This is a genomic window from Streptomyces sp. ITFR-6 (assembly GCF_031844725.1).
Lineage (GTDB): Bacteria > Actinomycetota > Actinomycetes > Streptomycetales > Streptomycetaceae > Streptomyces.
The window spans coordinates 6,443,165-6,456,133 of record NZ_CP134612.1 but is presented as its reverse complement, the minus strand read 5'-3'; the positions used below and the strand labels follow the sequence as shown (position 1 = coordinate 6,456,133).

Sequence of the window (12,969 nt, the reverse complement as noted above, 5' to 3'; positions counted from 1 at the left end):
CGGGGAAGGGGCGTCAGCCGACCGGCGAGCGGGAGAGGGCCGGGCCGTACGTACGCCGCGCACACGGGGAAACTTCGGAATGTGCAGGGTGTCGGTAACTTCCCGTCACTTTAGACCGACCGGCAGTCGGTCCTGCTCCACCCTGCCATTCGATCGATGCCCGATCAATCAACCCCGCAGCGCGTCGGCCCTCCCTTTGTTCACCCGGCCGGGTGACCGGGAGTGAGGCTTGTGGGTTACCTCACAACAAACCCCGTTGACGCTCTTTGTCCGCTTCCACGCCACGCCGGAGCGGCCGGGCCGGGCTAACGTCTTGTCCATGTCGATTTCCGCGCATTCCCCCGCCGAGCCGTCCGCTCCCGCCGCAGGCCGGCCCAACTCCGGCGGTACGGTCACCGACCGCCTCGTCGGTGCGAACAGCGAGTACGCCGCCGAGTTCAGTGATCCCGGCATGGACGCGAAGCCGGTGCTGCGCGTCGCCATCGTCGCCTGCATGGACGCCCGGCTCGACCTGCACAAGGCGCTCGGTCTCTCGCTCGGCGACTGTCACACCATCCGCAACGCGGGCGGCGTGGTCACCGACGACGTGATCCGCTCGCTGACCATCAGCCAGCGGGCCCTCGGCACCCGCAGCGTGATCCTGATCCACCACACGAACTGCGGCATGGAGTCGATCACCGAGGAGTTCCGCCAGGAGCTTGAGGGAGAGGTCGGCCAGCGCCCGGTCTGGGCCGTGGAGGCCTACACCGACGCGGACCAGGATGTCCGGCAGTCGATCCAGCGGGTCCGCACCTCGCCGTTCCTGCTGCACAAGGATGACGTCCGGGGCTTTGTGTTCGACGTGACCACCGGTCTGCTGCGCGAGATCCCTCCGGCTTCCTGACCTCCGGAAAGACCCTTTCGGGCATCGAAAAACCCACCCAACCCGACATATCGGCCCCAGTTATCCACAGGCGAGTGACACGAAGCGGTAACGGCAACAAGAATGCGGGAGTGACACCCCGTCCGGACACCGTCCGCCGAGGTGTCCGTATTTCGGGGAGGGCCGGGCCGTACAGGAGCGCCGGACCGTGACTGGGGAATCCCGTGCTCCTGGTGAGCGTCGGGCAGGGCCGAGGAGGGCCGGGTGACGACCTATGACGATCGAGCGAGCCTCACAGATCTGACCACCACAGCGGAGCGGGTGCGCAGGTCGGTGGAGAGTGTGATCGAGGGCAAGCCTGAGGTCGTACGGCTTTCGCTGACCGTGCTGCTCGCGGAGGGGCATCTGCTGATCGAGGATGTCCCCGGCGTCGGCAAGACCATGCTGGCCAAGGCGCTGGCGCGGTCCATCGACTGCTCGGTGCGGCGTATCCAGTTCACACCGGACCTGCTGCCCTCGGACATCACCGGGGTCTCCATCTTCGACCAGCAGCGCCGCGAGTTCGAGTTCAAACCGGGTGCGATCTTCGCCCAGATCGTGATCGGCGACGAGATCAACCGCGCCTCACCCAAGACGCAGTCGGCGCTGCTGGAGTCGATGGAGGAGCGCCAGGTCACGATCGACGGGCACTCCTACGAGCTGCCCGACCCCTTCATGGTCGTGGCCACCCAGAACCCGGTCGAGATGGAGGGCACGTATCCGCTGCCCGAGGCCCAGCGCGACCGGTTCATGGCCAGGGTGTCGATCGGCTACCCCAGCCCGGAGGCCGAGCTGCAGATGCTCGATGTGCACGGCGGCGTCTCGCCCCTGGACGACCTCCAGCCGGTGGCGCACGCGCACGACATCGCGAAGCTGATCGAGGCCGTGCGCACGGTCCATGTCGCGGACGCGGTCCGCCGGTACGCGGTGCAGCTCGTCGGGGCCACCCGCGGCCACGCCGATCTCAGACTCGGCGCCTCGCCGCGCGCCACCCTGCACCTGCTGCGCGCGGCCAAGGCCACCGCGGCGCTGAGCGGGCGGGACTACTGCCTGCCGGACGACGTCCAGGGGCTGGCGGTCGCGGTGCTCGCACACCGGCTGCTGCCGACCGCCCAGGCCCAGCTGAACCGCCGCACAGCGGAGCAGGTCGTGCTGGAGATCCTCCAGCAGACACCGGTGCCGACCGCCGCGGGCGGTGCGTCCGTCCCGTCCCCGCCGCATCGGCCGGGCACCGCGTACGACACCCGGCAGCAGCCCGGCGTACGGCGGCTCTGATGAGCGCCGGGGGGCCTGCCGCGATGGACGACGGCGACGACAAGGGCGGTCTGCGGGCCGCTCTGAGCGGGCTGACCACCCGGGGCCGGTCCTTCCTCGCCGCCGGGATCGCCGCCGCGGTCTGCGCGTATGTGCTGGGCCAGGGGGATCTGCTGCGGGTCGGACTGCTGCTCGCCGTGCTGCCGCTGGTCTGTGTGGCCGTGCTCTTCCGGACCCGGTACCGGGTCGCGGGGACCCGGCGGCTCTCGCCGTCCCGGGTGTCCGCGGGCACGGAGGCGCGGGTCCACCTGAGGATGGACAACATCTCGCGGCTGCCCACCGGCCTGCTGATGCTCCAGGACCGGGTGCCGTACGTGCTCGGTCCACGGCCCCGCTTCGTCCTGGACCGGGTGGAGGCGGGCGGCAGGCGCGAGGTGTCCTACCGGGTGCGGTCCGATCTGCGGGGGCGCTATCCGCTCGGCCCGTTGCAGCTGCGGCTGAGTGATCCGTTCGGGATGTGCGAGCTGACGCGTTCGTTCACCGCGTACGACTCCCTCGTCGTCATCCCCCGGACCGAAGCGCTGCCGCCCGTCCGGCTGGCGGGCGAGTCCTCCGGGTACGGCGAGGGGCGGCAGCGGTCGCTGGCGCTGGCCGGCGAGGACGACGTGATCCCGCGCGGCTACCGGCACGGCGACGACCTGCGGCGCGTCCACTGGCGCTCGACCGCGCGCTACGGCGAGCTGATGGTGCGCCGTGAGGAGCAGCCGCAGCGGGCCAGGTGCACGGTGCTGCTGGACACCCGCCAGACCGCCTATCAGGGGACGGGGCCCGACTCGGCGTTCGAGTGGGCGGTGTCCGGGGCCGCCTCCGCGCTGATGCACATGCTGGAACGGGGCTTCTCCGTCCGGCTCCTGACGGACGAGGGCAGCGCGCTCCCGGTGGAGGGGGCGGGCGGATTCGCCGGCTCGGGCCAGGACCCGGCGGCCGTGGCCGGGCTGATGATGGACACCCTCGCCGAGATGGACAACTCCGACGGGGGCGGTCTCTCCCGGGCGTACGACGTGCTGCGCGGCGGCAACGAGGGTCTGCTGATCGCCTTCCTGGGCGAACTGGACGAGGAGCAGGCGGCGGTGGCCGCCCGGATGCGGCAGCGCAGCGGTGGTGCCGTCGCCTTCGTGCTGGACAGCGCCGCCTGGGTGCACGGTGAGTCGTCCGCCACGGAGGCGGCGTCCGAGCAGCGGCTGCGGCTGCTGCGCGAGTCGGGGTGGACGGCGGTCGCGGTGAAGCCCGGCAGCAACCTCGCCGGGCTGTGGCAGCAGGCGAGCCATCTCGGTTCGCTCACGCAGTCCGCGGCCGTGGGCGGCTCGACGGGCGGCACGACAGGTTTCTCCGGTGGTTGGTCATGAGGGGACGGGCATGAGCGGTCGTGGTCGGCTGGCGCTGTGCGCCTATGCGGCGACGCTGATGGCGGCGTGTTCGATGCTGCCGCTGGTCGACCCGGTCAGCTGGATGGTGCAGGCCGCGTTCCTGCTGGCCATCCAGTGCGGGGTGGGTGCGCTCGGGCGCCGGGTGCCGCTGCCTCGGCTGCTGACCGTCGCCGTGCAGTTGCTGGTCACGCTGATGCTGCTCACCGTGGCGTTCGCCCGGGAGCAGGCGCTGGCGGGGTTCCTGCCGGGGCCGCAGACCGTGATGCTGCTCGCGGATCTGCTGTCGGAGGGTGCCGATGACGTCAGCCGGTACGCGATTCCGGCTCCGGCCACGGCGGGCATCCGGCTGATGCTGGTGGGCGGTGTGCTGCTGGTCGGTCTGGCGGTGGACGTGCTGGCGGTGACGTTCCGCAGTGCCGCGCCGGCCGGGCTCCCGCTGCTGGCCCTGTACTCCGTCGCGGCCGGGCTGTCGGACGGCGGTGCGGACTGGCTGTGGTTCCTCCTCGCCGCCTGCGGCTACCTGCTTCTGCTGCTGGCCGAGGGGCGCGACCGGCTCTCGCAGTGGGGGCGGGTCTTCGCCGGTGCGGCCGGGCCCGCCAGAGGTCCGGCCGGTGGCGGCCTGACGGGCGGCGGAGCGCTCGCCCCGGTGCGCACGGGCCGCCGCATCGGTGCGCTGGCCCTGGGCATCGCGCTGGTCATGCCCGCGGCGCTGCCCGCTCTGGACAGCGGTCTGCTGTCCGGTTCGGGGGCCGGCAACGGGAAGGGGGGCGGTGGCGGCACCATCTCCGCGGTGAACCCGCTGGTCTCCCTGCAGAACAACCTCAACCAGCCGGAGAACCGGCAGGTGATGTCGTACCGCACCAACTCGAACAGCCCGCAGGACTTCTATCTGCGGATCCTGGCGCTGGACCAGTTCAACGGCAACGAGTGGCGGGCCTCGACCCGTCGGCTGAGGGACGTGCCGAAACGGCTGCCGAGCCCCGGGGGGCTGTCCCCGGAGGTCGCGGTCACGGAGATCAGCTCGAACATCTCCGCGTCCAGTTCGTACCGGCAGACGTATCTGCCGCTGCCCTATCCGGCGACCGAGGTCCGGGTCGGCGGGCACTGGCGGTACGAGTCCGAGGGGCGCACTCTCGTCGGCGACGGCGGGGAGACGACCCAGGGGGCGCAGTACCAGGTGTCCAGCCTGGTCGTGCAGCCGACGCCGGACCAGCTGGCCGGTGCGGGACCGGCCCCGGCCGCTCTCCAGCGCGAGTACACCCGGGTGCCCGGCTCACTGCCGAAGGTGGTCAAGGAGACGGCGGCGAAGGTGACGCGGGGCGCCGGCAACGCCTACGAGCAGGCGGTGAAGCTGCAGGACTACTTCGCTTACGAGGGCGGGTTCACCTACAACACCTCGGTGAACTCCGGCACCGGCAGCGCGGCGATCGGCCGCTTCCTGAAGGACAAGGAGGGCTTCTGCGTCCACTTCTCCTTCACGATGGCCGCGATGGCCCGGACGCTCGGGATTCCCGCCAGGGTCGCCATCGGCTTCACTCCGGGTACCACGCAGTCGGACGGTTCGATGTCGGTCGGGCTGCGCGACGCGCACGCCTGGCCGGAGCTGTATTTCGAGGGCGTGGGCTGGACCCGGTTCGAGCCGACGCCGACGCGTGGCACCGCACCGTCGTACACCCTGCCGGACACCCCCTCCGGCGATCCGGCCGGTCCGGACCGGCCGGAGACGGGCGCGTCGGCCGCCACGCCGGTCGCCCCGTCCGCATCGGAGAGCTGCCCGGCGCAGTCGCGCAAGCAGGGCGAGTGCGGCAACACGGTGGCGCCGGGAGCGGTGGGCCCGACGGATTCGGGGACGCCGGCCGGCACGGTGGTCGGCGTGACCCTGCTGGTGGTGCTCGTCCTGCTGCTGCCGATGCTGCCGATGCTCTGGCGGATCCGGGCACGGGCCCGCAGGCTGAGCTTCTCCGCCGGGCGTACGCCGGGTGACGTCACCGCCAGAACGCTGGCCGCCTGGCGGGAGATCATCGATACGGCGTGGGACCACGGCATCGTCCCGGACGAGTCCCTGACCCCGCGCAAGGCCGCGGAGCGCCTCGTGCGGCTGGGGCGGCTCGACACCAACGGGGCCGAGGCGGTGCACCGGGTGGCGGGCGCGGTGGAGCAGGTGCTCTACGCGCCGGAGCCGCGGCCTGAGACGGGGCTCACGGAGGACGTGCAGGCGGTACGGGCCGCGCTGCGGGCCTCCGTCGGCGGGCTGCTCCGGCTCCGCGCGGTCGTGGCACCGCGCTCGGCCGTACGGGTGGTGTGGGCGGCCTCGGACCGCCGGGCCGCCCTGACCGCCCGGTGGCACCTGCCCCGGCGCCCGGCGTGGCTGCGGCGCCCGGCCTGGTCACGGCGCCCGTCCGGCCAGGAGGGCTGACACCTGCCCGTCCGGACGGGCAGCGGCCAGGAGGGATAACCGGACACCGGGCGGGCTGCCGGGCCCGCCCGGACGGGCCGGGGCGCGTACCCGTCGGGCCCACCCCGTCCGGCCGGTGTTCTCCCTGGGCGGACAGCGTGTGCGGATACACGTGTGAGGGGCGGCCGCAGAAATGCGGCCGCCCCTCACCCATAAGTGTTCGAAGCGCTTACTGGCCCTGCTCATCGCGGCGGCGCTGCCACCGCTGCTCGATCCGATTCATCACGGTCCGGCGCTGTTTGGGCTGTCGACGCTCGCCCCCGCCTCCGGTCCCGGCCGTCTGTTGCTCACCGGGTTTGGGCGCTTTGCGCCAGCCCGTGACCGCGAGCACCGCGCAGCCCAGCATGACGAGGAAACCCACCACGCTGATCCAGATCTGCTGGGCGACCATTCCGGCCATGAGGAGCGCGATACCCACCAGGAAGCCAGCAACTGCCTGGTAGACCCGTCGCCGGGTGTACGTACGCAGCCCGCTTCCCTCAAGCGCTGTCGCGAACTTGGGATCTTCGGCGTACAGCGCTCGCTCCATTTGCTCGAGCATTCGCTGCTCGTGCTCCGAGAGCGGCACGGAGTCCTCCTCGTCGTCGGCCGCGGGGGGCGGCCGGTATGCGGCCCTTCCAGGATAGGCAGGGAATCGTCCCCGTGAAACCCGCCCTCATTGCCAATCAGCCAGTCCGGGCCGCCACGGCGGCTCAGCTGCTGAGGCGTTGATTCCCCAACCTCCGATCCGTCATGCCGGATGGTGTCCTCCGATCATACGGGGCTCAGGCGCTGATCGGGGCTGCTGGGCCGTACTCCGTCTGCGGCTGCGTTGCTGATCAGCCGCGCCGGCGGCGTGATCCTCAGGCCTGCCTGGCACCCAGAACGTGCAGCTGGGTCGCCACCGAATGGAAGGCCGGCAGTTCCGCGGCCGCCGTCTCCAGCCTGAGCAGGGCTTCCATCGCGCCGGGCTCGGTGTCCACCAGGACGCCCGGCACGAGGTCCGCGAAGACGCGTACGCCGTGCACCGCGCCGACCTCGGCACCGGCCGCGGAGACCAGCTCGGTGAGCTGCTCGGCCGTGTAGCGCCGGGGCATCGGGTCGCCCTCGCCCCAGCGTCCGGCCGGGTCGCTGAGCGCCTGCCTGGCCTCGGTGAAGTGGCCGGCGAGGGCACGGGCCAGGACCGCGCCGCCCAGTCCGGCGGCGAGCAGGCTGAGGGCGCCTCCCGGCCGGAGCGCGTCCACCGCGTTGCGCACGCCCTGCGCGGGGTCGTCCACGTACTCCAGGACGCCGTGGCAGAGCGCCGCGTCATAGCCGCCGCGCCCGACCACGTCGAACAGGCCGAGGATGTCGCCCTGGACGCCGTGGACCCGCTCCGCCACCCCGGCCTCCGCGGCGCGGCGCTCCAGCGCGAAGAGCGCGTTGGGGCTGGGGTCGACGACGGTGACCCGGTGGCCGAGGCGGGCCACCGGCACGGCGAAGTTGCCCGTGCCGCCGCCGGTGTCCAGTACGTCCAGGGCGTCCCTGCCGGTCGCCTTGACCTGACGGTCGAGGGCGTCCTTGAGGACCTCCCAGACCACGGCGGTACGGAGGGAGGCGCGGGGGCGCAGCTGGTCCGACACGGCAGTTGACTCCTCGGCACGGGCCGCCGCTGAGGGCGGAGCGTGAACAGCGCAGGTGATAGGTCCCGACCACCCTATTGCCTCGCGCCGCCCGCACCGCCCTCACGCGTCGGGCCGCTCCCCGCGCGGCTGCGGCAGCACCGGCTGCAGGACCAGCAGCCGCTCCACCAGGCGCAGGAACATCGCCGCGTCCCGCAGCAGATCGTCCGCGTCACGCCGGCCCGCCGCACCGGGTATGCCCGCCTCCGCACGGGCCCGGCGCCGGGCACCGGAGGCGAACAGCGCGCTCCACTCGGTCAGCTCGGGGGCGGTCTCCGGGAGGACCTCCCAGGCGCTGCGGATCTTCTCGCGGCGCCGCCGGGAGGGCTCGGGGCGCCCCCGGACGGCGAGCACGGCGGCCGCGGCGCGCAGGGCGGCGAGGTGAGCGGTGGCATACCGCTCGTTCGGCACGTCGAGAACAGCTGCCTCTTCGAGGCCGGCGCGGGCCTGGGCGAGGAGATCGAGAGCGGCGGGCGGCGCCGTGGCACGCCGGAGAACGGGGTGGACGTCGTGCGCCGGACCGGTCGATGAGGGGGCAGGGCCGTCTGCGCGGCGTCGCGGGGCGGCTGCTGCGGACGAGTGGGCCATGACAGAACCTCCTGTCTCGTAACGGCTCGGTGGCCGTCTGTATCCATCCTGACTGCCCCCACTGACAATCGGTCCAGATGCCCGCCTGACCTGGAGTTTTGCTTCGATCACAAGTTCGGGCTACCTTTTTGTACTGACCAGTCAGTTCAGATAATGGGAGAGAGCTTGTGGACAGCTTGCACGGGGCCGCCGTCACCGCCGGGAATCTCGGCCTCAAGGGGCCGCACGGCTGGGCCTTCCGCGAGGTGAGCTTCAGCGCCGGACCCGGCTCCCTGATCGCGGTCGAGGGCCCCTCCGGCTCCGGGCGCACCTGCCTGCTGCTCACCCTCACCGGCCGGATGCGCCCGTCGGAGGGCCACGCCGAGACCGGCGGGCTGCGCCTGCCGCGCCGGGCCGCCGCCGTACGGCGCATCGCCGCGCTGGGGCCGGTGCCGGGGGTCAGCGAGCTGGACCCTGCCCTCACGGTCGCCGAGCACCTGCGCGAACGCGCCCTGCTCCAGCGGCGCTACGACGGCTCCCTGCGCGCCCTGCTGCGCCCGCGCCGCGAGCGCGCCGCCTCGGCCGGGGCCCGGATCGACGCGGCGCTGGACGCGGCCGGGCTCGACCCCGCCACCCTGCCCAAGGCCGAGCGGACCCGCGTACGGGATCTGGAGCGGCTGGAGGCGCTGCGGCTCTCCGTCGCCCTCGCGCTGATCGGGCGGCCGGCGCTGATCGCGGTGGACGACGCCGATCTGAAGCTCTCCGACGCCGAACGCGCCGAGGCCTGGGAGCTGCTGCGCTCCCTCGCCGCCGACGGTACGACCGTGCTGGCCGTTTGCAGCGGCCCGGCCCCGGCGGACGCGGTGACCGTACGCACGGGAGCCGGCACCACAGAGAGCACCGCCGACACCGGCACCACCAGCACCAGCACCAGCACCAGCACCAGCACCAGCACCACCAACAACAGCACCGACACGGACGACGAAGGGACCGCCGATGCGCTCGCCGCGACTGGCCGCTCTTGAGCTGCGGCGCTTCGGCAGGGGCAGGCTGCCGAGGGCCGCCCTCGCCGCCCTCCTGCTGCTGCCGCTGCTCTACGGCGCCCTGTACCTGTGGTCGTTCTGGGACCCCTACGGCCGCCTGGACCGCATCCCGGTCGCCCTGGTCAACGACGACAAGGGCGCCGGCGCCGAGGGCAAGCGCGTCGAGGCCGGGGACGAGATCACCGGCAAACTGCTCGACTCCAAGGTCTTCGACTGGCACGAGGTGAGTGCGGAGGAGGCCGACAAGGGCGTCGAGGACGGTACGTACTACCTCTCGCTGCGCATGCCGTCGGACTTCAGCAAGCGCATCGCCTCCAGCTCCGGGGACTCCCCCGAGACCGGTGCGCTCCAGGTGCGCACCAACGACGCGAACAACTACATCGTCGGGCAGATCTCCCGGACGGTCTTCTCCGAGGTCCGCACCGCCGCCTCGGCCAACGCCTCGCGCGGCTTCCTGGACCGGATCTTCATCAACTTCTCGGATCTCCACGACGCGACGGCGAAGGCCGCCAGGGGCGCCGACGATCTCCGGGGCGGGATCGGCAAGGCGAAGAAGGGCTCCAAGGACCTCGCGGACGGGCTGAAGGACGCGAAGGCGGGCAGCAGCCGGCTGGCCGGCGGCATCGTCAAGCTGAACACCGGAGCGGGCGACCTGAAGACCGGCTCGCACCAGGTCGCGGACGGCACCCAGCTGCTCGCCGACAAGGTGAACGGGGTGGCGGCCGACATCCGCCCGTTCCTCAAGGACAACGGGAAGTCGATCGGGGACACCGCCCGGCTGGTGGCCGATTCCTCGCAGACCGTACGGGACAACCTCGACGTGCTGGTCAAGACCGCGCCCGCCGCCGCCACCGCGGCACACACGGCATCCGACGATCTCGCCGCTGTCCACCGCACCCGGTGCGAGGAACAGCCGCTCCCCGACGCCACCGTCTGCGCACCGCTCAAGCGGGCCGTGAAGGCGGCCGCCGATGTGGCGGCCGTGGCCGACGACGTGAACGTCCTGGTGACGAACCAGCACGGGGACCTCACGGCGCTCCGGGGCCAGCTGGCCACCCTCCAGAAGCAGGCCGACGCACTGGCCGAGCGCTCACCGCACCTGGACGAGGACCTGAACGGCGCGGTCAAGAAGATCAACGCGCTCAACACCGGCGCCCAAAAGGTCGCCAAGGGCGCCGCCCAGCTGCGCACCGGGCTGGCCACGGCCCAGACGGGTTCGGCCGAGCTGAACACCGGCGTGGGCGACCTGAAGAAGGGCGCGACGAGCCTGAACAGCGGGATGATCCGGCTCGGGGACGGCTCTGCCACCCTCGCCCAGGGCCTCGACGAGGGCGTCGGCAAGATCCCCGACTACGACAAGAAGGACCGCGACGCCCGTACCGGGGTCATGGCCGATCCGGTGCAGCTGGCCTCCAAGTCGCTGCACGCCGCCCCGAACTACGGCACCGGCTTCGCGCCCTACTTCATCCCGCTCTCCCTCTGGGTCGGCGCGATGGTGGCGTACATGCTGATCCAGCCGCTGAACCGGCGCGCGCTCGCCGCCGGGGCCCCGGCCTGGCGGATCGCCCTCGCGGGCTGGCTGCCGGTGGCCGCGATCGGTCTGCTCCAGGTGGCCGCCCTGATGTCCGTACTGCACTGGGGTCTCGGGCTGCAGATGGTCCGGGCGGCCGGGACGGTCGGCTTCCTGGCCCTGGTGACCTGCTGTTTCGCTGCGATCGTGCAGTGGCTGAACGCCCGCTTCGGGGCGGCGGGGCGCATCCTCGTGCTGGCCGTGCTGATGCTCCAGCTGACCTCGGCCGGGGGCACGTACCCCGTCCAGACGAGTCCGGGCTTCTTCAACGCGATCCACCCCTACCTGCCGATGAGCTACGTCGTCGAGGGGCTGCGCCGGCTGATCACGGGCGGCGGGCTCGGCCCCGTCTGGCAGGGCTGCGCGGTGCTGGCGGCCTTCACCGCGGGGGCGCTCGCGCTGACGGCCGTCTCGGCGCGCCGCAAGCAGATGTGGACCGTGGACCGGCTGCACCCGGAGCTGAGCCTGTGAGCGCCCCGGGACCTGTGAGAATCAGGAGCATGGAAAGCAGTAGCACCACGCGCCGCCAGGCCACCCGGCAGAAGCTCTACGAGGCGGCCGTGACCCTCATCGCCGAGAAGGGCTTCTCGGCCACCACCGTGGACGAGATCGCCGAGCGCGCCGGGGTCGCCAAGGGCACGGTCTACTACAACTTCAAGAGCAAGACCGAGCTGTTCGAGGAGTTGCTGCGGCACGGCGTCGGGCTGCTCACCGCCTCGCTGCGTGCGGCGGAGGAGGAGACCGACGCCCGGGGCGGCAGCCGGGTCGAGGCGCTGGACGCCATGATCCGGGCGGGTCTGGCCTTCATCGACCGCTACCCCGCCTTCACCCAGCTGTACGTGGCGGAGCTCTGGCGGACGAACCGGGCCTGGCAGGCGACCCTGCTGGTGGTGCGTCAGGAGGCCGTCGCCGTGGTCGAGGGAGTGCTCAGGGAGGGAGTCGCGGGCGGCGAGCTCAGCGAGGAGATCGACATCCCGCTGACGGCGGCCGCGCTCGTCGGCATGGTGCTGGTGGCGGCGCTGGACTGGCAGGCGTTCCAGCCGGAGCGGTCGATCGACGACGTGCACTCGGCGCTGTCCCTGCTGCTGCACGGCCGCGTCAGCGGGCGCTGACCCGCCCGTGCCGCCGGTCTGCGGGCTCCGGCGGTCCGGACGCACGACGACGCCGGTCCGACCGGGCCCGATCCCCCCGGGCCTCGCCTGACCGGCGTCATCCGTGCTGCCGGAGAGCCTCCCCCGTGACCCCGTTCGTTCCTCCGTGGTCCCGGGCCCTCCGTCGCTGCCCCCCGTTCGGGCGGGGCACCGCGCCTGTTCCGCCGCCCCGTGCCGGCGGTACCGCCGCGGCGCCCCTCCCGTGGTCACCACTCTGCCGTCCGCACGGGCCTCGGCCCATCCGCGTCCCTACTCATCCGGCGTCCTAGGTACGGATACTCAGACCTGCGCACCGAAGCCCTCCCGCGCCCGTACGCCGACTGGTTACGATCGCGTCCGTGTCCGTACTCCCCCTGGTGTTCACGAGCGGCTGGGCGAGCGGGATCAACGCCTACGCGGTGGTCCTCCTCCTCGGCGTATTCGGCGCGACCGGTGTGAGCGACGAGGTACCCGCCTCGCTCCAGCGCACCGATGTGCTCGTCGTGGCCGGTGTGCTCTTCCTGTGCGAGCTGGTGGCCGACAAGATCCCTTACGTGGACTCGGTCTGGGACACCGCCCACACCGTCATCAGGCCGGTCTCCGGAGCGGTCGTCGCGGCGCTGCTGGCCGGCGGGGACGGTTCACTGCCGGAGCTCGCGGCCGGGGCCCTCGGCGGCTCCACCGCGCTGGTGAGCCATCTGGTGAAGGCGGGCACCAGGATGGCGGTCAACAGCTCGCCCGAGCCGTTCAGCAACATCGCCATGAGCACGGTCGAGGACCTGGGCGTGGCCGGCGTCGTCACGTTCGCCATCTTCCATCCCTGGATCGCGGCCACCATCGCCGGGACGCTGCTGGTGCTCGGGCTGGTGATACTGGCCTTCCTGGCCTCCCGCATCCGCCGGTTCCTGCGCCGCAGGGCGCAGCGGCGGGAGGAGAAGCGGCTGACCGCCGTCCCTTCCCGGTGGCCTGACGGCTGAGCTGT

At 72.3% G+C, this 12,969-nt stretch carries 11 protein-coding genes; 8 read left to right on the top strand and 3 right to left on the bottom strand.

Annotated elements, in window-relative coordinates; translation table 11 throughout:
* The first annotated feature begins 319 nt into the window (after window positions 1–319).
* From RLT59_RS29365 to RLT59_RS29350, 4 genes are all read left to right on the top strand, one after another.
* Entirely contained in the window at window positions 320–883 is a 564-nt protein-coding gene (locus RLT59_RS29365; RefSeq protein ID WP_311306190.1) for a beta-class carbonic anhydrase, read from the top strand.
* 243 nt (window positions 884–1,126) lie between these two features.
* Window positions 1,127–2,176, top strand: coding sequence for an AAA family ATPase (locus RLT59_RS29360; protein ID WP_311306189.1), 1,050 nt, complete (start codon window positions 1,127–1,129; stop codon window positions 2,174–2,176).
* Window positions 2,176–3,561 (top strand): DUF58 domain-containing protein, encoded by a 1,386-nt coding sequence (locus RLT59_RS29355; RefSeq protein ID WP_311306188.1) that lies wholly within the window; start codon window positions 2,176–2,178, stop codon window positions 3,559–3,561. The genes RLT59_RS29360 and RLT59_RS29355 overlap by 1 nt, the downstream gene beginning before the upstream one ends.
* 10 nt (window positions 3,562–3,571) lie before the next feature.
* Window positions 3,572–5,998 (top strand): transglutaminase TgpA family protein, encoded by a 2,427-nt coding sequence (locus RLT59_RS29350; protein ID WP_311306187.1) that lies wholly within the window; start codon window positions 3,572–3,574, stop codon window positions 5,996–5,998.
* 208 nt (window positions 5,999–6,206) lie between these two features.
* Here the strand turns inward: RLT59_RS29350 and RLT59_RS29345 are convergent, their stop codons facing one another.
* From RLT59_RS29345 to RLT59_RS29335, 3 genes are all read right to left on the bottom strand, one after another.
* Complete coding sequence (locus RLT59_RS29345) at window positions 6,207–6,605, bottom strand: SCO2097 family morphological protein (protein WP_024493487.1); 399 nt, start codon at window positions 6,603–6,605, stop codon at window positions 6,207–6,209.
* Window positions 6,606–6,879: 274 nt separating this feature from the next.
* A complete protein-coding gene (locus RLT59_RS29340; protein ID WP_311306186.1) occupies window positions 6,880–7,638 on the bottom strand; it encodes a class I SAM-dependent methyltransferase in 759 nt (252 codons plus the stop codon).
* Window positions 7,639–7,740: 102 nt separating this feature from the next.
* Entirely contained in the window at window positions 7,741–8,265 is a 525-nt protein-coding gene (locus tag RLT59_RS29335; RefSeq protein WP_311306185.1) for an SAV_6107 family HEPN domain-containing protein, read from the bottom strand.
* Window positions 8,266–8,432: 167 nt separating this feature from the next.
* Between RLT59_RS29335 and RLT59_RS29330 the strand changes: the two genes are divergently transcribed.
* From RLT59_RS29330 to RLT59_RS29315, 4 genes are all read left to right on the top strand, one after another.
* Complete coding sequence (locus tag RLT59_RS29330; RefSeq protein WP_311306184.1) at window positions 8,433–9,269, top strand: ATP-binding cassette domain-containing protein; 837 nt, start codon at window positions 8,433–8,435, stop codon at window positions 9,267–9,269.
* Window positions 9,241–11,328 (top strand): YhgE/Pip family protein, encoded by a 2,088-nt coding sequence (locus RLT59_RS29325; RefSeq protein ID WP_311306183.1) that lies wholly within the window; start codon window positions 9,241–9,243, stop codon window positions 11,326–11,328. Before RLT59_RS29330 ends, RLT59_RS29325 begins: the two co-directional genes overlap by 29 nt.
* A 29-nt stretch (window positions 11,329–11,357) precedes the next feature.
* The gene (locus tag RLT59_RS29320; protein ID WP_311306182.1) at window positions 11,358–11,969 is read left to right on the top strand and encodes a TetR/AcrR family transcriptional regulator; all 612 of its coding nucleotides are present in this window, start codon (window positions 11,358–11,360) and stop codon (window positions 11,967–11,969) included.
* Window positions 11,970–12,346: 377 nt separating this feature from the next.
* Window positions 12,347–12,964, top strand: coding sequence for a DUF4126 domain-containing protein (locus RLT59_RS29315; RefSeq protein ID WP_311306181.1), 618 nt, complete (start codon window positions 12,347–12,349; stop codon window positions 12,962–12,964).
* Window positions 12,965–12,969: the final 5 nt, after the last annotated feature.

What these genes read in the sequence shown, in the direction of transcription:
- RLT59_RS29365 (WP_311306190.1), top strand. Translation starts at nt 320, where the DNA reads ATGTCGATTTCCGCGCATTCCCCCGCCGAGCCGTCCGCTCCCGCCGCA.
- RLT59_RS29355 (WP_311306188.1), top strand. Translation starts at nt 2,176, where the DNA reads ATGAGCGCCGGGGGGCCTGCCGCGATGGACGACGGCGACGACAAGGGC.
- RLT59_RS29350 (WP_311306187.1), top strand. Translation starts at nt 3,572, where the DNA reads ATGAGCGGTCGTGGTCGGCTGGCGCTGTGCGCCTATGCGGCGACGCTG.
- RLT59_RS29335 (WP_311306185.1), bottom strand. Translation starts at nt 8,265, where the DNA reads ATGGCCCACTCGTCCGCAGCAGCCGCCCCGCGACGCCGCGCAGACGGC.
- RLT59_RS29325 (WP_311306183.1), top strand. Translation starts at nt 9,241, where the DNA reads ATGCGCTCGCCGCGACTGGCCGCTCTTGAGCTGCGGCGCTTCGGCAGG.
- RLT59_RS29320 (WP_311306182.1), top strand. Translation starts at nt 11,358, where the DNA reads ATGGAAAGCAGTAGCACCACGCGCCGCCAGGCCACCCGGCAGAAGCTC.